This window comes from Paenibacillus sp. PL91, assembly GCF_012935325.2.
GTDB lineage: Bacteria > Bacillota > Bacilli > Paenibacillales > Paenibacillaceae > Pristimantibacillus.
This window is the reverse complement of record NZ_JABBYG020000036.1, coordinates 1-24,764: the sequence shown is the minus strand read 5'-3', so window position 1 is coordinate 24,764 and position 24,764 is coordinate 1. Positions and strand designations below refer to the sequence as shown.

The window sequence follows — 24,764 nt, the reverse complement described above, 5'->3', positions numbered from 1 at the left end:
CTATAATAAACGATATGGGTTGCCTCTATAGGAGTGTTTCAGACGATACTTCGGATGCATAACGGACTGCCACTTAGTGAACTGTAACCCGAAAGATAGACACTTTAGAAAAAGTGCCCGTCTTTCGGGTTACAGTTCAAGCAAACTGCCCCTTATTTGTTCAACTAACGTTCCCCGTTAGCTTAGCGAAGCCAAATTGAGCTGCTAATCATGGGTTACCTCATGACTCTCTAGTTTTCCATATTGATCGAATTGCTGCAGTTTAAGTAAACTGTCATCGACCCCTAAACCAGCTCCCCCCAAGTAATAAACATACTGAAGAACAGGTTCATCTATCTTCTGCTCAGGCTTACCTAATAAACTAATAATTTCGTCCAGCTTTATGTTCCGGGAATTTTTCAGCCCGCATAAGACCGCAAGATACAGGCTATGTCTTAGTTGCTTGGAGCCGCGGTTCGTAATGCGATTTGTGGTCGCCGTGAACTTCCCAGATGAAAATACGCTAGGATCTACTAGCAAAGGCAAGAAAAGAAATGTACGTAGACTTAGGCGAAGATTATTTTGATAAGCAAAAACAAGGAGCTATTGTACGGAATTCGGTTCGAAGACTTGAAACCTTAGGCTATACCGTTACGATTTCAGAAGTCTCCTGATCTACGGATCACCAATATTCTAGGCGCTGCACCTTTTTAAAAAGTGAATGATCTGCGTCTTCTTCAGCATTGTCTTTTTTCCAAGTACCCGAAGTTAATTTTCATGGTAGTTTAGCGAAGAACCGAATCTGCTTCTCCGAAATGCCACAGGCGAACCGTGGTACGAATGGCCCGAAGCTTGAATATGGTGTCAATAGGCTGTTCAAGATATTCTTTCATTTAGAGCTTGTAACCATAGCTGTCCAACACTTTTTTTATTCCACCATGACGCGCGTAGTCCGGAGCTAATCTCAGCCCTTTGCCGGACACCCCGGAGGCCTTACGCAAAGGCGTAACCGAATTTTATCCACTACAACAAGCCTGACAAAGGTGGACACTTTGCGGCTAAGAACTCCGCGTGGGGTTCACACCGCTACTCTAGATGGCTCGGTCACTCACATATTCAAAAAATCCAAAACTAATCAAAAGGAGATTAAAATGGCACAAACAAGTACCATACAACAACCTACAGACAAGAACGCCATTCGGGGTCCGTTTCATGTGAATGTTCCGGAAGCGGAACTTACCGAATTGCGCAGGCGCATACTCGCGACAAAATGGCCTGAGAAGGAAACGGTCTCGGATCAATCGCAAGGCGTGCAGCTCGCGACGATTCAGGAACTCGCGCGCTATTGGGCGACAGATTACGATTGGCGCAAGATCGAGGCGAAGTTAAACGCCCTGCCGCATTTCATCACCGAGATCGATGGTCTGGACATTCATTTCATTCATATTCGATCGAAGCATAAAGATGCTTTGCCGCTTATTGTCACACACGGATGGCCCGGCTCGATCATCGAGTTGATGAAGATTATCGGGCCGCTAACCAATCCCACGGCATATGGCGGGAAGGTATCGGACGCTTTCCATCTTGTGATTCCGTCACTGCCCGGCTACGGGTTTTCAGGCAAGCCGACTACGACAGGTTGGGACCCCGTCCGCATCGCACGTGCCTGGATAGAGCTGATGAAGCGCCTTGGATACAAGAAGTATGTGGCGCAAGGCGGCGACTGGGGTGCGGTTGTCACGGATTTGATGGCTGTACAGAAGCCTCCGGGACTGGTCGGCATTCACACCAACATGCCTGGCGTGATTCCGCCCAATATTGATAAGGCGATCCAGTCCGGCAATCCGCTGCCCTCCGGTCTCTCAGCCGAAGAGAAACGCGCGGTCAAACAGCTGGACTTCTTCTACAAACACAGCGGTTACGCCTTCTTGATGGGGACGCGTCCGCAGACGCTGACCGGACTGGCGGATTCGCCTGTCGGTTTGGCAGCCTTTATGATTGACCATGACGCGAAGAGCCTGGACCTGATCTCAAAAGCCTTTGCCGGACAACCCGGAGGACTTTCTAGAGACGATGTGCTCGACAACATCACGCTCTACTGGTTGACGAACACAGCGATTTCTGCGTCTCGTCTCTATTGGGAGAGACAGGAAAGCAAGATCTCCTTCTTCGACGTCAAAGGCGTAACCCTCCCGGTTGCCGTAAGCGTCTTTCCGGATGAGCTCTATGAAGCACCAAAGAGTTGGTCAAAGAAGGCATACCCGAATCTTATCCACTACAACAGGCTTCCCAAGGGTGGACACTTCGCGGCCTGGGAACAGCCTGAGCTTTTCACTGCAGAACTCCGCGCTGCATTCAAGTCGCTACGCTAATCGGAGTCAGGTGGAAAACACTCACACGGGTGATCGTCGTCACAACAGTCTGTCGGATATTACCGGCAGGCTGTTGTGATTGATCTATCATAATTTGCCCGTTAGCATTCCTGTATAGCGATTATTTCGGAGTTTGAAATAAAACGAGCGCCTCGACTTAGCGAAGCTTCCATATTTGAGGTATTCGCGAAGTGAATTAAACTATCCTGCCCGTTAGCATTCCTGTAGAGCGTTAAATTTCCGCTTTGCATAAAAACGAGCGCCTCGGTACGATGGGAGTACGCAACGGGTCATAGCCCTTTAAATCCCATCATCCAGGAGGACGCTCTACTATGAAGTTTAAATCGCAAGCGAGACAAAATCAACTCATTGAAAAAATTACTGCTCAGCATTTAGTTGTCGGGATCGACATCGCCCAGCAGATGCATGTAGCGCGCGCTGTAAATTTCCATGGCATCATCATCGGAGACTACCTATCCTTTTCTAATGACGAGGAAGGGTTTCACTATCTTTTGCTATGGATTCAAAAGCTGCAAACCACCCATAGTTTGAGCGCAGCCATCGTCGGGATGGAACCAACCGGGCACTACTGGCTCAACATATCTCAGTGGCTCACAGAACACCATTTTGAAGTCGTTTTAGTGAATCCGCATTTCGTGAAAAAGAACAAAGAGAATCGCGACAATACGCCCTCAAAGAGTGACCGGAAGGATGCACTCGTTATCGCCGACATGGTCAAGAACGGTTACTACTCGCTAACACGTACGACTCCCGAAGCCTTCGAGGATCTACGTGTGCTTCTCTCTAACCGAGACTTCGTCGTCAAACGACTTGTTAGTGCCAAAAACCAGATCCACCGCTGGGTTGACGTTGTTTTCCCTGAACTACGTCACGTATTCAAGGACATCACATGTATCGGTTCCCTGGCAACGCTTCGCCTCTTCCCTACTCCAGCGGAGCTCAGTAAGCTGCAGCCCCAGAACCTAATTCAGGGATGGAAAACCATCATGAAACGGCACTGCGGTGCTGGAAAAGCAAAAGCACTCATCGAGATGGCCAACCATTCTGTAGGATCTCAGTGAAACAATTGCTCGCCGAGTATGACCTTGCTTGCGGACAACTGGAGGTTGTGGAGAAGGAGATTTCAACCGTATTAGAACGCATTCCCTTTGCAAAATCCATCCTCGCGATTAAGGGGATTAGTGTCATTTCATTAGCTGGTATTTTGGGTGAGGCTGGGGATTTAAGCGGATTTGTTCACGGAAATGCTTTGCTGCTCCATGCCGGATTCAACCTCGCAGAAGCGAGTTATGGCAAATGGACCGGGCAAATGAAGATTAGTAAACGCGGACGATCCCGCCTACGGCGCTTCCTCTTCATGACCACTATGAGTTTGGTCATGAATAATTCGGAGTATCAAGCAATGCACGCATACAATGTACAGGTCAAGAAGATGAAGAAAATGAGGTCCATTATGAAACTATGCGGTAAATTGGCCAGAATATTAGTCGGGATGGCTCGCAGCGGTAAAGCCTACATACCACATAAAACGTTACCGCTCTTGCAAGTAGTTGAAGCCTAACCATACAACCCGTTTCGTTGCACGTAGATTGGCTTATTCGCAGGATTTCAAAGAAAGCACGGAGTACCGGATGCATTAAACCAAAGGGCACCGACCCGTTGAGACATGGGAGTGAAAGCCTCCAAGGGCGGCGTGGAGAATGCGTGCAGTCAATGGAATTATCTGGGGTAGCATTACTCCCCCTCTATTCAAGTACGCCTTCATGATGCCGAAGTCTAACGCGGAGTTCCCCTTCTTGTCTTTCATCCTTTACCAACCGGGCGAGATCCTGCGAATAAGCGAGCATTCGTGAGAAAACTATATCGTACCGAGGGAGGTTAACTTATTCTGATAGCAAACCACACCGTCCAAGAGTTTTTTTCAATTATCGGAAGATGGGTTCCGCCCACTTTACTTTCAATGTAAAATACTAGTTCATTAAGTTCAATATCCGTTAACTCGTGCAAAATTGAACGACCTGTTCTTTCTTGAAGGTCTTGGTGTAATGATTCAATGTCATTGTATTTATGTCTAGTTTCCCATATCTGATTTTCACTAAGCAGTCTAAATCCATTCGATTCGAGTGCATTTCGTACGTTAAAAGATTCATGTCGGCAATTTATTTCTTTATCAACTAACTTAGGATACTTCTCAAAAAAGTAACCTCTAAGATGGCTTTCGTTTCCTGGCATTAAGCAATCTTTTGGTGTCCTATCTTGAACTATTAAAACACCGTTGTTCTTCAAAATGCGATGTGCTTCCTTGAAACACCTATTCAAGTCAACTAGATGGTGAATTAAAGCTCTCTCCAAAATAAGATCGTATTTACTATCAGGAAGCTTCGTATCATAAGCATCACCCAGCACAAACAAAACGTTATCGCAATCCACACAGTTCTGTGAAGCACCTTTTAACATTTCCTCAGAAAAGTCTACGCCTGTAACGTCTGATGCATCCATACTTAAAAAGGATTTTGTGTAAATGCCTCCGCCGCAACCGATATCAACAATTTGTCTACCCAAGACTTCAACATTTTTTTGGATTAGAGAAATCCAGGATTCATCAGCATCTCTTGTTGTATAGGTCATAAATGTCTTTATTCAGGGCTTGCATTTCCCAATAATTACTATATTAGCACAAAACTGCGTATCTTAATGGCAATAACTACACATACTCATTAGGGATCCGGAGTAATAGGTCGGTAGCAGTTGGGAGTTGGTGGGATGCCAAACTCTTCCTTCCAAAATATGCATAGTCCAAAGTTGATTGAGAAATGATAAAAATATTACTAATAATCACCAGTTGATTTTTGTCGTAAACGTTCTAAAGGAGATGGAATGCCATGGCTACTGCACAAAATTCAAGTTCTAACCTTACATCTCCTGAAAAAGAACTAAATGACCCGATAAGCAAATCTTTAGAGCAGAATGAACTCATTATCAGAAATCTTTTTGAAAATTGTTATGATATTGTCTTTCGGCGTATACAGATTTTCGGACAAATCAATGTTTTATTGGTTTATTTGGATGGTTTGGTGGATACCAAGGCATTAGATAACATTTTGCTTAAACCTTGGATGTTAGAAACTCCTCGTCCCGGAATGGGGGAGTTAAACGCAGTAGATTTGATGTTAGAACAACAGCTGGTTTCCATCGCAAAAACAAAAACAACGGAGACAATGGGTGATGTTGTACAAAGTATTTTATCCGCTAATGTAGTTATTCTACCGGATGGAGTAAACAATGCAGTTATCGCTGAATTGAAAGGCTTCGAGCAGCGAGCTGTTGAAGAGCCCTCAGGTGAGACTACTCTTCGGGGTCCAAGAGAGGGCTTTACAGAAAACATATCTGTGAATACAAGCCTAGTTCGCAGGAAAATTCAAAGCACTAAACTTAAAATGGAGTCCATGACCGTCGGCAATCTTTCGAAAACCACTATTGTCATCGCCTACATTGAAGGCATCGCAAAAGATTCGATCATCGAAGAAGTTCGAAAACGAATCAGTCAAATTCAAATTGATACCGTTCTTGGCGGCAATTATATTGAGGAGTTCATAGAAGATCACCCGTTCACATTATTCCCACAAGTGCAGAACACCGAACGCCCGGATATTGTTGCCTCAAGCCTTGCAGAGAGAAAAGTAGCGGTTTTCATCGATGGCACACCTTTTGTACTGATCGTCCCCTGTTCCTTATGGAGCGCATTTCAGTCGGCTGATGATTATTATGAGCGATTTTTATACGCTACCCTTATTCGTTGGTTGCGAATGATATTGATTATAACTTCACTATTCTTACCTTCTATTTATGTGGCAATCACGACGTTTCATCCACAATTGTTACCCACTAATTTTTTGCTCAGCATTACTTCTGCTCGTGAAGGGGTTCCCTTTCCGGCGGTCATTGAAGCAATTTTGATGGAATTTTTATTTGAGGGCCTACGCGAGGCGGGAATACGGATGCCGAGGCCGGCTGGTTCAGCAGTCAGTATCGTTGGGGCTCTAGTTATTGGCCAATCCGCCGTACAAGCAGGGATCGTATCGGCTCCGATGGTCATCGTTGTTTCCCTCACAGGAATCGCTTCTCTCATCAGCCCAAGATACAGTATGGGAATGGCATTTCGAATGCTCCGTTTTCCAATGCTCATTTGTTCAGGGATGTTCGGATTATACGGAGTTACTATGGCTTCTTTAATCCTTCTCGTTCACCTTACGAATCTTGAGTCATTTGGAGTCCCCTATTTAAGTCCAATAGCTCCACTGACAAAATCGGAATTAAAGGATGTTTTAATCCGCGCGCCAAGGTGGAGTATGAATACGATACCGTTATCCGGTTCTACCCGAAATAAATTACGAATTCCCAAAGGTCAACAACCAGGCGGGAACCAAGGAGACGAAGCATAATGAAATATCGCCCGACAGCCTTCATTTTTTTGATACTCTGTATCGCTTTAACGACAGGTTGTTGGGATCGTGAAGAACTTACGGACAGAGCATTTGACCTTGCCGCGTCGGCTGATATTAAGAAGGATGGGACGTATTTAACTGCCGCTCAATTTATTATTCCCTCCAGGTCAGAACAAAGCTCAAAAGGAGGAGCCGGTGATAAACCGTACTTTATTGAGACGGGTAGCGGTAAAAGTACTCTTGAATCCATTCAAAAAGCGCGACAAAAGCTTTCTCGAATCATAACACGCGGTCATCGACGCAATTATTACATTGGAGAGGATCTGGCTAAACATGGAATTAAAGATATGCTGGATGCGTTTTCTCGAGATCCGGGAAATCGAATACGACTGGACATTTGGGTGGTCAAGGGAAATACAGGCTTGGAAGCTTTGCAAGTGCCCTTCCCTCTGGAGAAAATTCCTTCCGTCGCATCACTCAAAATACATAAAGCGGTTGGAGGTACTACGGGCACATCATATCTCGACTTTATGATGGCCTCAAGTGCCGAAGGAAGCAGCCCGACTTTGCCTGTAGTAGACATCGTACAGGGTGCCTCTCCACAAAAAACGATCCGATTTTATGGTCGTGCAATTTTTAACCACGAGTATAAATTAGTTGGTTATTTAAATTTTGTTGAAGGTGCTTATCGGCAGTGGATTCTCAAAGGAATATCTTACTTTGACTTAGCGGAAAATATTCCTGAAGCAGATGGGGATGTTGGTATCATTGTTACAAAGTTTGGAAGCAAACTAAAGAGCAGCATATCACCAAAAAAAAAGGTGAAGATGGAGATAGAACTAACTGGAGTGGGACATGTAGGAGAGAACAATACGAATTTGGACCTTAGCGTGCAGAAAAATTTGAAACTTGTTCAGAATAAGATCAACGAGAAAACTAGCGAGCGTGTTCTTGAAATGGTCACTAAAGTTCAAAAACAATTTGGCACCGATGTATTTGGATTCAATCAAACCTTGAATCGTCAGCATCCAATGGAATGGAACAAATTAAAAGGACAGTGGGATACTATTTTTCCAGACATAGAAGTCACGGTCAATGTAAATGTAAGTTTAAAACATATTGGCTTAATCGGGCCACCGCTCCAATTAGAGGAAAGTGAGATTAAAAAATGAAAATCTCCGGATATCAGCTATTTTGGCTGATTTTCACAATGGAATTTGGGATGACGGCAATTTTTACCCTCTCGCCCGCCGTTTTTCTCGCCAAACAAGACGCTTGGATTTCAATGATCCTCGCAACACTGATATGCTTATTCACTACATATGTTGCAGTTAAATTAAGCCTCCTTTACCCTGAGCAAACCTTTATTCAATACAGTCAGCTGATTATCGGAAAGTGGCTAGGAAGAATCATACTAGTTCCTTACTTTTTAATGTGGGTTTCCGTAACTGGAGTCATTTTAAGGGAATATGCGGATTTTGTCTATATTTCCTTATTTAGTTCGACGCCACTATGGATTATTATTCTTATTATGTTAGGTGCTATCGGATATGTCACCTATACCGGAGGTCTTAGAAGTATCAGTCGTTGCAGCGAAATCATCGGTCCTATCAGCATGGTAGGTATTATTCTCATCATTATTTTTAGCGTGAAGGATTGGGACTGGCTTAGAATACTTCCGGTTTATTCCAACACAGGATTTTTGCCCCTTGTTAAAGGGAGCTTAACACCTGCCTCCTTCCTGGCAGAATCCTTTATGGTAGTCATGTTAATAGCCTTTATGTCTAAACCAAAGCGAGCTATGATCTCTTCCTTATTAGGGGTTACTGTCGCTTCAGTCGCCGTTTTGGCAATGACATTGATAGTGATTATGGTCTTTGGTCCGAATTTACCGTCTAAATTTATTTATCCCCTTTATTCCGTTGTGACATATTTTTCTGTAATGGAATTTATCCAGAACGTTGATGTTTTGGTTGTCTTACTTTGGATCATCGGTATTTTTATTAAACTATCCCTTTATTTATTCATAACCAGTTATGGTACCGCACAATTATTCCACATAAAGAAATGGAAACATACAATTTGGTTGATAGCACCTATTGTTTTTGTAATTTCACTGCTGCCGCGAAACACTATCGACACTATGAGTTTCGCGAAGTCTTTTTGGCATGATGTGATATTTCCTATAAATCTCATAGGAATTCCTTTATTATTGTGGATTATTGGTACCATTCGTAAAAAAAACAGGTTACAATAGCAATTCCGCTCTGACTTTTCTCATTCTGGAAGTAATAAGGAAAGATGGGAACAACGGGGAACGGCAATACTGCTATTGTGAAAATAGCAGTAGGATTTGAATCTGAAGGCAAGTGTTACTTCTTTAATGCTTCAATCATGTCGTAGATATGACTATGCATGAGTTGACTTGCCTGCTCACTGTGTCGTTCCTCAATGGCGATCGCAATTAAGATGTGATAATTGGATGCTTTGGTACGCATATGAGGCAAGGTGTTTGTCTGCTTGCGACCTTCGGAGAGAAGTGGATAGATTGACTCCAGCATTCGTAATAGGACAGGATGTTGTGCTGATTCTGCAATGAGAGAATGGAAGGAAAGATCGGTATCTAAAAATGGGCCCCCTTCTTCCATCTGGTTAACCATAGAGTCAGCCAGCGCACGAAGTTGCTTTACTTGGGAGCGCGTAGCATGCTCTGCACTTAAGGCAGCCAGTTTGGGTTCAATGAGCAGTCTTGCTTCCAGTAATTTGACGAGTAATTGAAGGCAAAGCTCATACGGTGCAAGCGGCTGTAGATGAGCTCATGGATCTGTTAATCGGGAAAGATCCGCTTCGCATTGAAGATCATTGGCAAGTGATGTACCGTGGCGGATCAATACTGATGAGTGCGATCGCCGGGATTGATCAGGCGTTGTGGGATATTAAAGGAAAATATTTTGATGCTCCAATCTATCAGCTGCTTGGCGGGGCATGCCGGGATTCGATGCGTGTCTATTCCTGGATCGGTGGGGATCGACCGAGTGATGTTGGAAAAGCGGCTTTGGAAAAGCAACAGGAAGGCATTACAGCGATTAAGATGAACGCTACAGAAGAGATGCAATATATTGATAGCTATCAAAAGGTGGATCAGGTCGTGGAACGGATAGCAGCGATCCGTACTGCGACCGGTTCGGACTTTGGCATCGGTGTAGATTTTCACGGTCGTATTCATAAACCAATGGCGAAGGTACTTGCCAAAGCATTAGAGCCTTATAGGCTGATGTTTATAGAAGAACCCGTGCTTCCAGAAAATAATGAGGCACTCCGAGATATTGCTAATCATACTAGCACACCGATTGCGACGGGTGAAAGAATGTTCTCACGCTGGGATTTCAAATCATTACTGGAAGATGGCTACGTGGATATAATTCAACCAGATTTATCGCATGCAGGAGGCATTACAGAGTGTAAGAAAATCTTCGCGATGGCGGAGGCTTATGATGTTGCAGTAGCCCCCCATTGCCCTCTAGGCCCTATTGCACTTGCTGCCTGTCTGCAAGTTGACGCTACGGCTCACAATGCAATCATCCAGGAACAGAGCCTCGGGATTCATTATAACCAAGGGAATGATCTACTGGATTATGTAACGGACCCTAGCGTATTCTCCTACGAGGATGGGTATGTGAAGATTCCACAGGGCCCGGGACTTGGTATTCAGTTAATGAGGAGTACGTCCGTAGAATGGCGTCGGAATCCCCACATCGGTGGAGAAATCCGATTTGGAGACATAAGGACGGATCAGTGGCCGAATGGTAGAACAGAAGAGCCCAGGGTTAAGCAAAATGACTTTGATTCTGAGTTCATTGCAAATAAAGGACTAATTTTACCAAATTAGCAGTTTAAACTTTATAAAAACAGTAAAAAAACATGAAACCAGTGTTGAATCTTGGGATGCATGATGTAAATGAGCAGTTACTAAGGATTATAATAATGAGGACTAAATGTTCAAGGAAAATAAAGCATTAGACTGAACTGCACCCCGTCAAGTAGACAGTACAAAAAATAAAATCAATTAAGCGGCCTCAGTCCTGTATTGCATCGGGCTGAGGCCATTTAATTTCGCTTATAATCGTTCGTTGTTATAAAAGTGGATATAGGCCTCGATGTCCCACTCGAGCTCCTCAAAGGTATGGTACGTTTGTAAATAGTACTTCTCGCATTTTAGGGTCCCCCAGAAAGATTCCATTGGACCATTATCGATGCATCGTCCAACTCGAGACATGCTCTGAGACAATTTGTTTTCGTTCAGGAGCTTTTTGAAGACCAAAGAGGTGTATTGGTAGCCTCGATCGCTATGAAGCATGGGACTGCTTCCTGGAGCTGCTTGCAAGGCCAGTTTCAACGTCTGGAATACAAGTAGGTTGTTATTGGAAGGCCCTAACACATAGGAGACGATGGATTTATCATGAAGGTCCAAAATAGCGCTTAAATACGCCTTTTGGCCAAGACCGTACTTGAATTCCGTTACATCGGTAAGCCACTTTTCATTTGGTGCATCGGCATGGAATTCGCGGTTTAGCACATTTTCCGCCACCTGCTGCGGAGTGGCGTTTGCATATCTCTTTCTCTTCCTCCGGATAACGGATTGGATTCCCTGTACCTTCATCAGGCGGTATACGCGCTTATGATTAATTGTTTTTTTCGTTTGGTTGCGCATGTGCAGCGTTAATTGATTGATATCCAAAGATACGCTCTACTTTCTCATATATGGTCATTATGACATGCGTCAACGCCGCGTTCTCCTGTTCACGGGAATTGGGTTGCGATTTAGCCACTTGTAGTAGCTTGAGCGTGGAGGTAATCTTTCACTGCCTGAAGCTTGAGTTCAGCCGTATAGCTTCGGTTACGTGTACGACTCTCCAGCCCTTCATAACCAGAGAGCTTGTAACGACGCTGCCATTTCATCAGAGTCGTTTTATTAATCTCATATTTCTTCGCTGCAGCCATAAACCCAATTTGTGCACTTGTTACTTCTTCGAGAATGGTGAGTTTCTCCAACGCACTATATTTTCCTCTAGACATGAAAAGCTCCCCTTGCAGTTGCAGGTTTTATTATTTCACCTGTCTACCGTAAGGGGAGCATATCAGACGTGAAGATAAAGTCCCTGGCTGCCGCTGTTTTATTGAATTATCGTGTCCCGTTAGTTCAATTGGTTGGGGGGTTATAAATTGAAAGATTCCAATCAAGATGAGCAAAGTCACGAGTACTATTATAAAAGTTAAGCTCAACCTCAATATATTAGATGACTGAAGTTGTTTGTTCTGAACTTGCTTTTCCAGAAAGCCAATACGTTTTTTAAGCTCCTGAATCTCTTTCTCCATTGGTAATCCTCACTTAATACCACATAGCTGGATTGCCTTTACGCTTTGCTTTTTCGGGGGTTAAAAAAAGTGGAATGGCGTCGAGTAAAATTATTTTAAAATGATGTGGCTTTTTACCTCCCTTCGGTGTCTAATGAATTGTAAGTTCAGGAGGAGGTACTACTGGTGTCACGAGCTCAAGACAAAAAGAAAATCCCTGTTCTTCCGGAGGAGCAGGAGCACATCCAGCATTTCGAAGCCATTTATAATCAATATCGAGATAGAATTCGAAATTATATTGCAGTAAAGACAAATTCGGCAACTGCCGATGACTTAACGCAACAAGCTTTTTTAAAAGCAATGGAAAACTTTCACTTGTTTAAGTGTAACTCCAGTATATTTACTTGGCTATTCAAAATCGCGCAAAATATTGTGAAAAACGAGTATCGTACGAGATCACGAAATAAAGAAATGGTGCACGAAGTAATCGATTTTCAGTCCCAATCGATATCCCTCGATATTGCTAGAGATGTCGATATCCGTCTTGATATTAGTGCTGCATTAGCCCGATTGAATGAATTAGATCAGCAAATCATATCATTGCGTTTTTTCGTCGATTGCACTCTATTGGAAATATCCAAAATCATCGGGATGCCTGAAAGCGCAGTCAAGAACAGACTCTATCGTGCCTTAAACAAACTAAAAAAAGAATTAAAAGAATGGGGTGACATTACAATCATGTCTATTAAAGAATTGATATCAATTGTGGATAAACGCGAGGCTCCCTCCAAGAATGATGGTATGAACAAGGTATACCATGACTTATTTGAAGAGTTGAAAAGCAATGTAGATCGAATTATTACAACCTATCGTCATCGACCTTCTCAGAAAATCGCTATTGAGATCTATCCGGATCTGCCCACTTTTCATCAAGCAATAAACGAGCCGGATGCGCCCAATTGGTTTATGGGAACCTATGAAGACAATAAAATTAAAATCGTATCCCCACTCAACCCAGGCCCTGAACATACGTATCAATCGGTACTACGGCACACTATAAGCTTGTTTACGATGTGGTTAGTGAAGGATATCAATCCGTTGGCACCGAAATGGCTTACACACGGGCTCGGCGGGCATGAAGCCAAACAAATGTCACAAGAATATATCCAGTATAGCACCTCCGAAGCGATTCAAAATAACGCTGTCCCTAGCTTTCAAACATTAACTAATGATACCTGGGATTTCGAGAAGATAGGGGGATATGGATTCTCGCACTTGATCGTAGAATATCTCATCCATTCATACAGTTTAGATGCGCTCAACAAATTCATACGCGATGCCACTGATTTTCAAGGCGCATTTCAAGTATCGGAAGCTGAGCTGCACGGGATGTGGGTGCAATATTTAAAATCTAGGCTATGTTAAATTTTGATACTAGTATTTGACCATAACAAAACCACCTTCGAAAAGGTGGTTTTGTTATGGTCTCCCATAGCTCAACAGTACACTATACATTGTTCTATCTAGTACAGCCTTATAGCCCCAATCATTAAACTATCCTGCCCGTTAGCTTAACAAAGAAAGGGAGCAGCTGCCGCAGCAAACTACTCCTTGATTGTTCAACTATCGTCCCCCGTTTAGTTGAATAGCATTTTACTCAGCCTCGACTTAATCCAGTAATTCGAGTTGCAGAACGACCTCGTCTAATGGTCTAGAAGCGTCAACCTCAGTAGTTGCTGTGGCCCTTAATAGGGGTTCGACTTCAGCGAGATGACATAAGATAAGCTCTCGCTCTTCGGGGTTTTTCCCGTAGTTGTTGTTCTCCCGGTCGGCTATCCGCGCGAGTATTACATCGGCAGGTGCGCTAAGCAAAACCACATGATCGAAGAATGGGTAGAACTTTCCCTGATTTGACTTGCAACCAGCAACGAAGAGTTTACCTTCCTGGTGATTGGTCAGAAGTTCAATAATTGCCTCTTCACGCCAGACCCAGTCGGTGGAGCCGTCTGGAAAATGTACCCAATGGCTCCATACGTCGCTGTCGGTATCCACAACGCGGTTACCTCGTTCACCAAGTTTCTCCAAGGCTGTCGACTTTCCAGTTCCGGACATTCCGGTGACCAGTATTCTCAGCATTTTCCCTCCTAATTCACCTGCAACAATATAAGAATGCTGCTCACAATAATTATTCTTTTAAGTATTCGCGAAATCATTGTGCTGTCCTGCCCGTTAGATGAACAGGCTGCCGAATTGAACTGCAGCCTGTTGTTATTGCACTATCGTTCTCCGTTAGTTTAACGCTCTAGAGCAAATAATCTAATCTTGGTAAAACAATTTGAAGTAATAATATTTTTATTTAGCTCTTGTAATGTTTTTATAAATTCCTTGGTTTTTGAAATAAGTTCTTTTTCAAAATCTCCCCAGTGTATTGTCTCGTTGATAATTTCTTCTTTTATGGCATTAATAAATAGTTCTCTATCAGTTCGAATTAACGGACCCTCATGAATCTGGAGGTCAATTGCGCGAAGCTCAAGGATATCATCTTCAAAAATTTCATATTTAATTTCAAACATCAGAAATCACTCCGAACTTAATGAGATGCACATATATTACCATAGTACAGAGCGATAAAGTTGATTGTGTTTACATTAGTTTGTTGCGTTAACCTGCCCGTTAGCTTAATGACGCATCTTTATCTAATGCTTTATTTTCTCTAATCACAATTTACTCATGAATACTACGGCAGTACTTTTGTATTAGAATGGACTACATAGTACTGCATCATTTCTCTATCGGGAATGGGATCAAGTTCTTGTCTTCCGACATTGTTTTGTATAACGTGTCATATACCTTTATGAGCTCTTAACTACTATACAAAATTATTAAATCAATTATCTCCCTGTTTGTGATGAAAAAGCTCCTGAATTTCAGGAGCTTTTTCATCGTTTATGTTTTAATGGCCTCTTGATTACAGCTGAAGCAATATACTGATCAACATTTGAGCTGTCAAAGCTTCTCCTTCATTCTCAATCTCGATGACCAACATAGCATACAGTAACTCTTAGAATCCTGTAGTATACTGCTTAGGAATTACAGTTTCTTTTCTTAGTTTTGACGCGGCTTCCAGTGCCCAATAAGGATTTCTAAGCATCCCTCTACCCACAGCAACCAAATCGGCCTGTTCATTTCCGATAACGGCATTCGCCAAAATTGGATCATCGAGTCTACCAACGGCCATCACTGGAATATCCAGAGCTTCTTTGATAGCTTTTGCCAAGGGGACTTGATACGCTGCGTGAGTTCCTGGTCTGCCCCATGCAGCTATAGGTCCCTCGCCACCGGATGAAATATCAAACATGTCTATTCCCGCATTTTGATATTCCTTAGCAAAAGAAATGCTTTCCTGAATGCCATATCCACCTTCCACGTATTCTTTGGCGGAAATACGCATCAAGAGCGGCATGTCTTCGGGCATTTCACCCTTTGCTGCTTGAATAATCTCCCGGCCAAAAAGGGTAAGGTCTTTTCCATATTCATCTTCCCGTTTGTTCGTAAGAGGGGAATGAAATTGATGAATCAAATAGCCATGTGCACCATGAATTTCAATGGTATCGAATCCAGCTTTGACAGCACGAGCTACAGCTGCGCGGAAGTTCTCGACAAGTCCTTTAACCTCTTCCGTTGTAAGCGCTCGAGGCTTCTTTGAATTTTCATCAAAAGCAATGGCAGAAGGTGCTACAGGAACTTCAGCATCTTCCGCTTTACGTCCGGCATGGGCGATCTGGATCCCCACTTTAGCGCCGTAACTGTGACAAGCATCTACAATCCGCTTGAGAGCAGGAATCTGTTCATCAGACCACAAGCCCAGATCAAAGTCTGAAATACGGCCATCCGGCGCTACATCTGTCATTTCAATCATAATTAAGCCAGCTCCGCCTACCGCACGGCTAACGTAGTGCATATAATGCCAATCCGTGGCAATTCCATCCTTATTTTGAACTGAGTATTGGCACATTGGCGACATAACAACGCGATTCTTCAATTCCAATGATTTAATTGTATAGGGATTATATAGATCTTTCATGTGAGAAAGACTCCTCTCTGATTTAGGTGTGAAAAATGCGCCAAATTCGATTCTTTAGTAAAATAGCTAAGATCATAGCTGCTTTTGCGACGTAATTCGAACTATTTTATTATTATTGTTTCCGGAAATCAATATTGATGGAATACTTTTGAGATTACCTTCCATTCACCGTCTACTTTAAGAAGAGTGTGGTAATCGGCATATTCCACTCCTGGACCCTCCAAAATAATACGCACTACAGCGACCGTAACCGCAACATCGAGAATATCCATTCTGTATTGAAGATCTTTTGCTGGTCCCAACGTGTCAATCAGATCATACAGCTTTTGAATAGAACCCTCGCTGAGTTTTCCGTCATTCGTGTATCCATACATAATGGCATCTTTATGGAAAGTGGATTTCATCACTTCACCCTTGCCGGCAAGATTACCTTCGATGTAGCCTTTCATTGCATTGACGATTGCTTCATATTCTTTCATTGTTGTTCTGCTCATTGTTCATTTCTCCTCCGAAATATTGTTTGCATGTGCATGCATTCATGTTAATTGATCTTGTCAATCAATTATTCAATACAACTTAATGGCAATCCGTTTGGATAACATAAAGAAATTTAAACCCTTGCTTTCGTAATATTCGAGAGGCTTTCCTGGGTTTAAAAAATTTGCCATTCGATAAGATGAACACATTCTCTTCAGGATAAAGATGCTTGTGCCATACATATTGCAGACGTCCTAAAGAAATATTTATCGTATCGTTCGTAGACTCATTCCGGAACTCATTAGCATCTCTAATGTCAATAACTTTAATTGCCTTCAAGTTATTTTTCTGTTCCAAAAAATGTTGATAAGTTACATGCTTAAGGTATGGCAATGGCCAGAGCTGCCTTACGAACACGAACAAACCAATCACTACAAACAAGAGCATAACCCAAAACACGGCCAATACACCTTCTTCATTACGCAAAAATGATCGTATAGTCAGATTTTTTTCAATGCATCGGCAACTGAATCTTCGCCAGATATCAGATCAAATGCCCGCCTATAGGTGTTCTTCTCATTTAAAGACGCCACAATGGCAAGGGCTACATCGTCACGCGGGATACTGCCGTAGGCTATGTTCTCCGCAGCAGCTACTTTCCCTGTACCGGCTTCATTCAGTAGTATCCCAGGTCTTATGATCGTATAGTTCAAGACGCTGCTTTCCAGTACTCTATCTGCATAATGCTTCGCTGCATAGTAAGGGAGTATATTATCGTGCCAGTTCTCCCGGTTATTGGCTTGAATTGCACTGACCATAATAAAACGGTCAATACCTGCTTTTTCGGCCGCTTCAATTGTTTTTCCGGCACCATCAAGATCAATCAACAACGTTTTATCATATCCTGTTTTTCCACCAGAGCCAGCTGCAAACACTATTACATCGCAACCCTTGGCGGCTTCTGCAATGGAGTCTACAGTCCCCTCCAAGTCTGCAAGAACGGCTTCAATACCCTGTTTTTCGTAGACTTCGGCTTGTTCTTGTTTCCGAACCATAGCACGGACTGTGTGATCATTGTTTTCATTCAAAAGTTGGATGAGGCGCTGTCCAACTTGTCCATTGGATCCAACTACCAAAACCTTCATATAATCACTACTCCCGTCAACTTGAATATCACCATGCTTGGGCAGTAGGGGCAACAATGATGTCATTGATCATGACATTGGCCGGTTTGTTCACAACAAAACCAATAGTTTCAGCCACGTATTTCACGTCAATAGCGACTTTTTCCAAATCCCCCAATACCGTTTTGACATCCTGATCCGTTACTGTACTCTGCCAGTTCGTTGCGATTACCCCAGGGGATACCAATACAGCTTGAATATTGTGCTTAACAGACATTTCTTTACGCAGACTTTCCGTTATAGCGCGCATGGCATACTTCGTTGCACTATAGACGCCATGGCCTTCTCCTACTGCATGGCCTGCAATTGATCCAACATTAACAATTTGCCCTTGTTTTTGTTTTTTCATGTAAGGCAATACGGCTGCGATTCCATACAACGTACCTTTAATGTTAAGATCGATCATCTTCTCCCACTCTTCTAAATTATCCCACATGGAGAACAGCATGTAGCCGGCGCAATTAACATGTTTAAAACTCCTCTTTTGTTTAAAGTAATAGTAGCACATCACCTCAAATATATACTTGCGCATGCATATAATTTAACGACAAAAAAAATGTGCTGTCAAGCCGTAATACAAAAACAATTGATTTAGAATTCAAATTCAGAAAATGCTCATGGTGTAAGCTAGCTGACAATTATATTAACTTTATCATACCAACTGGCTATCATTCACCAAGAACATATCTTCGAAAAATTATGCATGTGCAACATATATATAAATTTCGCTGAGTAAATTCGAAAACACCAATGATAAATGAAGGTAATAAAAGGCACTCCTACAATCTGGGACCGCCTTTCAAAATAACTGCCATTCAATAAAAATCAAAAAAAACCTTTAGAACATATCTCGGACAATGGCTTGGAATTTAGACTTTAAGCCTTCTTTTTCAAGTTCAGACTCTATAACCCGATTGAAGGTTTGTAGTGCATGCAGATATTTAATTTCTCCTAGTTCCGTAATTTGAGTATAAATACCTCGTCGGTCATCCTCACATATATGTCTCTCAAGTGCACCACAGTCTTTGGCTTCCATTCTTACTACAAGCCTTGAGGTTGCACTTTGACTTAAACCCACCATCTCTTGAACTTGCTGTAATCGTAGCTCTTTATCTTCAGATTTAGATATAAAACTCAATACATAAAACTCCTTTAAAGATAAATCATATTCCTGCATTAAAGCCTGTTCCAGCTTGTCAGTTATATTTGAATAGATCTGTGACAAGGATAACCATGTATCTAAAAGGTCCTTTTCAAGTTGCAAATTCAGCCCCCCCAATCTATATAGAAACATAGCTTAGTCCATTGTATCAAGCTTATACGAAACGGTCAAAACTTGCCGTAGCGTATCTCTCAGGCGTAGGCGTCTGTTGTCGCCGCGATCCGACCAATCTAAACGTGGGCGCCATATCACATCTGCAGCGTGCCACAAATTCAGTTGTGGCATCCTTCGTGTAGTCGTATATGTTCTCGTCCTCAATCGGCTAACGATATATGTTCTTGTGAATAGATTTTGACAAGAACGTATATCATTAAAACAAAAAGAAGCCGCAACTACGACTTTTAAGCATAAAATTTTCTTTTCTTTCTTTTTTATCTAGTTCCTTTCGAATGACGAATTAACGTAAACTGCCCGTTAGCTCAACGAGGCTGCCGTTCTCGGCAGCCTAAGTTCCGCGTTAGCGTAACCTCTTATTCAACTATAGAACCTTGACCGTAGCAACCTCTCTTCCAGCCCATAATCTAAAGGTGTACCCACTGACTAGATCTTGCCAAGGCGCCTCATCGACTAGAAATCGTATATCCGCATATGTTTCCCATGTACCTTCAATCAGACCTGTAATTCTAACGGGAACGGTCCAAGTTTCCCCGGTAAACTGTTTACCCTCAAGATCTCCGTAGTTCACGATTAGATCCTGCAGCCAAATATTACTGGGATACTTGCTTGGATCCTTCTCCCATGTAATGAGCGCTTTGACTGAACGTATTGCTTCCATAATCGACCTCCTTGTTCAGAAAAACATGATTGGTCTAGGGTTGAACTATCGTTTCCCATCAGCTCAAAGCCATTTCGTAAAAAATGCAAATTTCCTAGCTTTTAAGCTTAGCAAAGTATTCATAAACTATCTCGTCAATTTCTTCTGTTGAAGATATTGAGGACTGACGCATCAATAATTGATCCTCATTAAATCTAAGAACCTCAACTAAGATCTGATTATGTTCCCAGAAAGATATTTGTCCCATATTTCTTTTGTTTTCATGCATAACGGTGAACATTGGATCCTGGGGGTTATATAGAACACTAGAAATGGTTTCAATACGGTACTCCCCAGGGAGTATATTATTTATTAATCCTTCTGTGACAACAAGCTGCAATATTGTTGCTTCATTCGCAAATTGACTGAAGATCAAATTTACTATTCGATCTATATATTCTGAGTGCATCCATTTTCACTCCATCGAATGATAATTATTCCATAACTGTGCATCACCTTTCATTTCAGATCGGTTGTCTATACGTGAGTTTATTGAGCTATAGTTCCCGTTAGTTTAATAAAAATCCGATGCCGTTTTGCAGTGAACCCTAAGAACCTCCAGAGAAAAAAACTCTGTCCTAGGGTAACCTGAGGAATTGTATTTGGACCATGTCAAATGGACAATCGCATATTTTTCTAATTCATTGATCCAAAAGATAACATCATCATTATCAATACGATGTGCCAAGGCAGTTGCTGATTTCTTATAAAGTATGTGAGCCTCTCCCAATTCATTAATTAATTCCTTCTGAAAAGAATTAGCCATATCTTCAGTTACTGTTTCCCATGGTGTATCTAGAAAATCTAACTGCTCCATGTTAAGATCATTCCCTGCATTATATTGATATCTTTACAATTCAAGATATTACTGAGTTATCCTGCACGTTAGCGTAATGAAGCAGCCGATCATTGTGGTCGGCTGCTTCCGTGTTTTTATTGAACTATCGTATCCCGTTAGCGTAATGACATGAGGTTCATTATATTCTCTCGTTCTTTACCCGCCTACGCCATAGGGGTGAGTTTTCAAACAAATATTGAATCAGTTCATCGGAATGACCGTACCAAAAAATTCGACCATATTCTGTTTGTATTACAGCGTTCGGTTAAATTTCTCCACTAGATGTTCTATGATCGGCTTAATACTTAAATCGTCAACAATAGACAGCTTTTCCGCTTTGAATAACTGAATTTTTTTAAACTGATAGTAGTCATAGAGAACTTGTTCAATGGACATTTGGTTATAGAGCAAGTACTTAATATCAATAATTTCTCTGAGCAAAATATCGTCTTGAAGCAAAATAAATTTTTCATTTATCATATTAAAAATGCCTTTTTCTTTTCCGTCCTGGTAAAATTCTAAGGTCATTTTTTCACGTTTATTCAAAGTACTTTTCAAATTATCGTATAAATCGGGATAAACCGCTTGAAGATCCTTTAAAAAAACATCTGTAATCTTGCCAACAAGATTAACTGACTGTTCAAATAATTTTTGAAACCAGACTCCGAACCATTTTTCGTCGTCTTCCTTCGTCCGTTCTTCCATCTTTTCCAAATAATCTATAAAGATGCTTACAACTCCTTCAATCACCTCTTCTTTTGAAGAAAAGTACTTGTACATGGTAGCTCTACTTACGACCATGTTCTTGGCAATGTCATCCATCCGCAAATGCTGGAAACCATCCTTCATGACAGATGAAATTAATTTTTTCAGTAATTTATATCTTGCTTTATCCTGCTGGCTCTCAAGAATCATATTCATTGGATAACCTCCTGCAAACTCTTCTTCTCATTATACGTAATTCATCAATAAAAACACAATAAGAACAAAATAGACAAAATAGATATAAAATGTTTACTTTCGAAAATTTGTATGCTATGATCCTTATCGACAACTTAAACATCAGTTGAAAGGATGATTATTATCAGTAAGTCTAAACAAATCATGTTAACCATTATCATTGCATGCCAGCTTATGATTGTATTCGATGCTTCCATCATGGTAACGGCTTTGCCTGAGATTGGCCGCACCCTTAATCTCTCTACAGCCCATTTAAGCTGGGTGCAAAATGCCTATATTTTAGCTTTTGGCGGACTCATGCTGCTTGGTGCACGGGCGGGGGATATATGGGGGCGAAGGAGAATGTTTAGCGTTGGGATTGCTTTGTTTACATTGGCCTCTATATTGGTTGGTATAGCACAATCAGCTGAATTTTTGTTCATTACCCGTGCGTTGCAAGGCCTTGCTGCAGCGATTGCAACCCCCTCCACACTCGCATTATTATCGGTGACCTTTGTCGAACCGAAGGAACGCACCAAAGCAATCGCGTTATACAGTGCTGTTGCAGGAGCAGGCGGCAGTATCGGCCTCATTCTTGGCGGAATCCTGACCGATCTAATTTCTTGGCGGGTAGGAATGTTTCTCAACGTCCCTATTGGAATTGCTCTGCTCTTCATGGTTCCACGTTATTTGCCGGAAACGGAGAAAAACACGGGGCATTTTGATTTAATGGGAGCATTGACTTCCGTTTTTGGAATAACCGCACTGGTATATGGTTTTGTTCAGGCAGCAGCTAATGGATGGGGAAAATTGGAGACAATACTTTCACTTATCATTGGAGTTGTATTGTTAGTGGCATTCGTGTTTATCGAGGCTCGTGCGAAACAACCGATTACACCGCTGCGTCTGTTTGCTAGCCGCCAGCGATCGGGTGCCTATCTCGGAAGATTCTTAGTTGTATGCGGCAATTTTTCTATATTTTTCTTCGTACCACAATTTTTGCAGAACGTGCTTGGTTTCACTTCCTTTGAATCCGGGCTAGCATTTCTGCCTTTCACAGCTGTTCAATTTGGGATGATGTATCTTATGCCATGGCTGATATCGTGGTTTGGAAATTTAAAGGTGCTGGTCGTCGGACTGATAATTGCAATAATGGGTACAAGCTGGCTGAGCCAAATCTCAACAGATTCTCAATTTTTTCCGCAAATTTTTCTACCGTTAACAGTCATGGGTATCGCCGCCGGAATGGTCTTTCTTCCATTTACAACGATTGGACTATCTGGTGTAGATTCACGTGATTCAGGTGCTGCTTCTGGTCTTATCAATGTTGCCCATCAAACAGGAAGTTCGTTGGGTATAGCAGTTCTTATTACTGTCTTTGAAGCAGCTAACCGATCAGCAGCATTGCCTTTAAAGCAGAACTTTGCTCACGCTACTTCTGTAGCCATAATGGGTTCAGCAATATTTATTGCAGCTTCCCTGGTAGTCGTGCTATTCTCGTTTCTCGTTTCTCCCAAAACGCAGCGCAGTTAAAGAATAAGCCCTGAAAACTGCTTAATATAGAGATTGCAAAAAAAGACGATTTCCCATTCGTTTCTTGAATGGAATATCGTCCTTATTTCTATTCTCCCGAACGGAAAGACAGATGGACTAACTCTTGTTAAGCTATAGTTACCCGTTAGCTTAATGCGACCTTGAAATTTTCCCAGTCTTCTAGTAATGCCCAGGTTATTTCGGGCTCACTTTCAACTGATTTCATCGTACCCACATAAATATCGGATGAATGTTTATTCTTAGAATAATGCTCGATTATGTATTTCGTTGTGGCAGTTACATTTAATTTATCAACTAAGCCTATATTAACCCATAAGAGCTTACCTTCATCACTCTCGCGTACAGCTATGTGCTTTGCATTTGAAAAATATACATATTGAATTCTTATTTCTGTTTCTTTAATCCGTAAGATTATGTATCTAAGTTCCAATCCTGTAAGGTCGTCGGTTGTCAGCCCTGTTTCTTCCTCAACTTCCCTCAAACATGCTTCAGTCGGATTATTAATTTCATGTTGCTCTAGGTGCCCTCCAATAGGTACAACCATACCTGAAACAAAACTTGCGTTTTTTGGTTTCTCCATCATCAACAACTCATCGTCATGAATGAGAAAAGCTACTGACATTTGCCTTAGAGTAATCATTTAACCCCTCCCCCAACACAACATATTCCATATGGAGACTAAACTATCCTGCCCGTTCGTATTATGAGGTCACCAGATCTTTCTGGTCGATCTCTTTTTTGTATGGTCGTAAGATAGTGGTAGCCGGGGATCGAACGTTTCTGCCCGTGGGACTTAGATCCCGAGAGCTATTCTGTTCATCCCCCCTACTTGTTCAACCATGGTTAGGCTGGTTGGGACTTGATCCCGTAACACATACGATAGTGTGGAAGACAAGAAGGTTAGGGGTTGCCGGTGAAAATACTACAGGAGTGATGTCATGAATCCAGTCATTGGTTTGGATGTGTCCAAAGGAGAGAGCCATGCACAAGCTTTTTTAGACCGTGGAGTACCTCATAGGAAGATCTTTAGATTTAATCATGATCTAGAGGGATTATCGTCTTTTCTTAATTATGTTAGAGCAGTGGAATCAGCTGCTGGGATGAGCCCTTGCATGGTAATGGAGGCAACAGGCCATTATCATAGCCCGAGGTGGTACTTTCTGTCCAAGCGTAGTCCCCTTTACTTGGAAAGAATTCCCTATAAGGGACACTTTAACTCATGCACATTGTTGCGCAATCCTGCCCGTCAGCGTGGAAAAGGCAGCCGAACGTTTGATCGACTGCCGCGGTATCTTTCTTTATTCAGCTATCGTTCCCCATTAGTTCAGCTTTTATTGAATCAAATACAAAGACAGGACCATTCCACTTTTCATCTTGTATAAGCTGCTCATCATAAAAATTGGTTTCTTTGTATTGTGTAATTACCTGCTTCCAAAATTCATACGCGCTCTTATTAGCAAATGTCTGTCGCACCTCCCAT

General features: G+C 42.1%; 23 protein-coding genes and 3 pseudogenes. 9 read left to right on the top strand and 17 right to left on the bottom strand.

Annotated elements, in window-relative coordinates; all coding sequences use genetic code 11:
- Nucleotides 1–369 precede the first annotated feature (369 nt).
- Nucleotides 370–513: pseudogene (locus tag HI950_RS34310) on the bottom strand (transposase); the annotation flags it as partial.
- A gap of 617 nt (nucleotides 514–1,130) precedes the next feature.
- Between HI950_RS34310 and HI950_RS34305 the strand changes: the two are divergent.
- Nucleotides 1,131–2,351, top strand: a complete 1,221-nt coding sequence (locus HI950_RS34305) for an epoxide hydrolase family protein (protein ID WP_169091366.1) — start codon at nucleotides 1,131–1,133, stop codon at nucleotides 2,349–2,351.
- 332 nt (nucleotides 2,352–2,683) lie between these two features.
- Nucleotides 2,684–3,933: pseudogene (locus HI950_RS34300) on the top strand (IS110 family RNA-guided transposase).
- 317 nt (nucleotides 3,934–4,250) lie between these two features.
- Here HI950_RS34300 and HI950_RS34295 read toward each other — a convergent pair.
- Nucleotides 4,251–5,000 (bottom strand): class I SAM-dependent methyltransferase, encoded by a 750-nt coding sequence (locus tag HI950_RS34295; RefSeq protein ID WP_169091364.1) that lies wholly within the window; start codon nucleotides 4,998–5,000, stop codon nucleotides 4,251–4,253.
- A 254-nt stretch (nucleotides 5,001–5,254) separates the two neighbouring features.
- Here HI950_RS34295 and HI950_RS34290 point away from each other — a divergent pair, with 254 nt between their 5' ends.
- Genes HI950_RS34290 through HI950_RS34280 form a run of 3 tightly spaced genes read left to right on the top strand, consistent with a single transcriptional unit; the run spans nucleotide 5,255 to nucleotide 9,074 of the window.
- Nucleotides 5,255–6,814: a spore germination protein gene (locus tag HI950_RS34290; protein ID WP_169091362.1), complete on the top strand. Its 1,560-nt coding sequence runs from the start codon at nucleotides 5,255–5,257 to the stop codon at nucleotides 6,812–6,814.
- Nucleotides 6,814–7,989: a Ger(x)C family spore germination protein gene (locus HI950_RS34285; RefSeq protein ID WP_169091360.1), complete on the top strand. Its 1,176-nt coding sequence runs from the start codon at nucleotides 6,814–6,816 to the stop codon at nucleotides 7,987–7,989. Before HI950_RS34290 ends, HI950_RS34285 begins: the two co-directional genes overlap by 1 nt.
- The gene (locus HI950_RS34280) at nucleotides 7,986–9,074 is read left to right on the top strand and encodes a GerAB/ArcD/ProY family transporter (RefSeq protein WP_169091358.1); all 1,089 of its coding nucleotides are present in this window, start codon (nucleotides 7,986–7,988) and stop codon (nucleotides 9,072–9,074) included. The genes HI950_RS34285 and HI950_RS34280 overlap by 4 nt, the downstream gene beginning before the upstream one ends.
- A gap of 115 nt (nucleotides 9,075–9,189) precedes the next feature.
- Here the strand turns inward: HI950_RS34280 and HI950_RS34275 are convergent, their stop codons facing one another.
- Nucleotides 9,190–9,576: a FadR/GntR family transcriptional regulator gene (locus HI950_RS34275; RefSeq protein ID WP_169091372.1), complete on the bottom strand. Its 387-nt coding sequence runs from the start codon at nucleotides 9,574–9,576 to the stop codon at nucleotides 9,190–9,192.
- 11 nt (nucleotides 9,577–9,587) lie between these two features.
- Here HI950_RS34275 and dgoD point away from each other — a divergent pair.
- Nucleotides 9,588–10,627 (top strand): annotated as a pseudogene (gene dgoD / locus HI950_RS34270) (galactonate dehydratase); the annotation flags it as partial.
- A gap of 307 nt (nucleotides 10,628–10,934) precedes the next feature.
- Here the strand turns inward: dgoD and HI950_RS34265 are convergent.
- Both HI950_RS34265 and HI950_RS34260 read right to left on the bottom strand, forming a co-directional pair.
- Nucleotides 10,935–11,555 (bottom strand): IS3 family transposase, encoded by a 621-nt coding sequence (locus HI950_RS34265; RefSeq protein WP_169091356.1) that lies wholly within the window; start codon nucleotides 11,553–11,555, stop codon nucleotides 10,935–10,937.
- Nucleotides 11,556–11,638: 83 nt separating this feature from the next.
- A complete protein-coding gene (locus HI950_RS34260; protein ID WP_169091354.1) occupies nucleotides 11,639–11,893 on the bottom strand; it encodes a transposase in 255 nt (84 codons plus the stop codon).
- A 465-nt stretch (nucleotides 11,894–12,358) separates the two neighbouring features.
- Between HI950_RS34260 and HI950_RS34255 the strand changes: the two genes are divergently transcribed.
- Entirely contained in the window at nucleotides 12,359–13,597 is a 1,239-nt protein-coding gene (locus HI950_RS34255) for an RNA polymerase sigma factor (RefSeq protein ID WP_169091352.1), read from the top strand.
- Nucleotides 13,598–13,840: 243 nt separating this feature from the next.
- Here HI950_RS34255 and HI950_RS34250 read toward each other — a convergent pair whose 3' ends face one another.
- From HI950_RS34250 to HI950_RS34200, 11 genes are all read right to left on the bottom strand, one after another.
- Nucleotides 13,841–14,308, bottom strand: a complete 468-nt coding sequence (locus tag HI950_RS34250; RefSeq protein WP_169091350.1) for an AAA family ATPase — start codon at nucleotides 14,306–14,308, stop codon at nucleotides 13,841–13,843.
- 158 nt (nucleotides 14,309–14,466) lie between these two features.
- The gene (locus HI950_RS34245; protein ID WP_169091348.1) at nucleotides 14,467–14,745 is read right to left on the bottom strand and encodes a hypothetical protein; all 279 of its coding nucleotides are present in this window, start codon (nucleotides 14,743–14,745) and stop codon (nucleotides 14,467–14,469) included.
- Between the two features lie 488 nt (nucleotides 14,746–15,233).
- A complete protein-coding gene (locus tag HI950_RS34240) occupies nucleotides 15,234–16,256 on the bottom strand; it encodes an NADH:flavin oxidoreductase/NADH oxidase (protein ID WP_169091346.1) in 1,023 nt (340 codons plus the stop codon).
- A 128-nt stretch (nucleotides 16,257–16,384) separates the two neighbouring features.
- Nucleotides 16,385–16,750 carry a nuclear transport factor 2 family protein gene (locus HI950_RS34235; protein WP_169091344.1) on the bottom strand — a complete coding sequence of 122 codons (366 nt, stop codon included), beginning with the start codon at nucleotides 16,748–16,750 and terminating at the stop codon, nucleotides 16,385–16,387.
- 483 nt (nucleotides 16,751–17,233) lie between these two features.
- Entirely contained in the window at nucleotides 17,234–17,878 is a 645-nt protein-coding gene (locus tag HI950_RS34230; RefSeq protein WP_169091342.1) for an SDR family oxidoreductase, read from the bottom strand.
- A 28-nt stretch (nucleotides 17,879–17,906) separates the two neighbouring features.
- Complete coding sequence (locus tag HI950_RS34225; protein ID WP_223285675.1) at nucleotides 17,907–18,425, bottom strand: SDR family oxidoreductase; 519 nt, start codon at nucleotides 18,423–18,425, stop codon at nucleotides 17,907–17,909.
- 330 nt (nucleotides 18,426–18,755) lie between these two features.
- On the bottom strand, nucleotides 18,756–19,181 hold the full coding sequence (locus HI950_RS34220; RefSeq protein ID WP_223285674.1) for a MarR family winged helix-turn-helix transcriptional regulator: 426 nt from the start codon (nucleotides 19,179–19,181) through the stop codon (nucleotides 18,756–18,758).
- Nucleotides 19,182–19,617: 436 nt separating this feature from the next.
- The gene (locus HI950_RS34215) at nucleotides 19,618–19,914 is read right to left on the bottom strand and encodes a hypothetical protein (protein WP_169091338.1); all 297 of its coding nucleotides are present in this window, start codon (nucleotides 19,912–19,914) and stop codon (nucleotides 19,618–19,620) included.
- A 94-nt stretch (nucleotides 19,915–20,008) separates the two neighbouring features.
- Nucleotides 20,009–20,362, bottom strand: a complete 354-nt coding sequence (locus HI950_RS34210; protein WP_169091336.1) for a hypothetical protein — start codon at nucleotides 20,360–20,362, stop codon at nucleotides 20,009–20,011.
- 105 nt (nucleotides 20,363–20,467) lie between these two features.
- Nucleotides 20,468–20,770, bottom strand: coding sequence for a hypothetical protein (locus HI950_RS34205; protein WP_187768217.1), 303 nt, complete (start codon nucleotides 20,768–20,770; stop codon nucleotides 20,468–20,470).
- 273 nt (nucleotides 20,771–21,043) lie between these two features.
- A complete protein-coding gene (locus HI950_RS34200; protein WP_223285673.1) occupies nucleotides 21,044–21,712 on the bottom strand; it encodes a TetR/AcrR family transcriptional regulator in 669 nt (222 codons plus the stop codon).
- 153 nt (nucleotides 21,713–21,865) lie between these two features.
- On the opposite strand from HI950_RS34200, the gene HI950_RS34195 reads away from it, so the two are divergent.
- Entirely contained in the window at nucleotides 21,866–23,263 is a 1,398-nt protein-coding gene (locus HI950_RS34195) for an MFS transporter (RefSeq protein ID WP_191297224.1), read from the top strand.
- A gap of 145 nt (nucleotides 23,264–23,408) precedes the next feature.
- Here HI950_RS34195 and HI950_RS34190 read toward each other — a convergent pair whose 3' ends face one another.
- Complete coding sequence (locus HI950_RS34190; RefSeq protein ID WP_169091331.1) at nucleotides 23,409–23,924, bottom strand: NUDIX domain-containing protein; 516 nt, start codon at nucleotides 23,922–23,924, stop codon at nucleotides 23,409–23,411.
- Between the two features lie 298 nt (nucleotides 23,925–24,222).
- On the opposite strand from HI950_RS34190, the gene HI950_RS36575 reads away from it, so the two are divergent.
- On the top strand, nucleotides 24,223–24,666 hold the full coding sequence (locus tag HI950_RS36575; protein WP_262985757.1) for an IS110 family transposase: 444 nt from the start codon (nucleotides 24,223–24,225) through the stop codon (nucleotides 24,664–24,666).
- The last annotated feature ends 98 nt before the right edge of the window (nucleotides 24,667–24,764 follow it).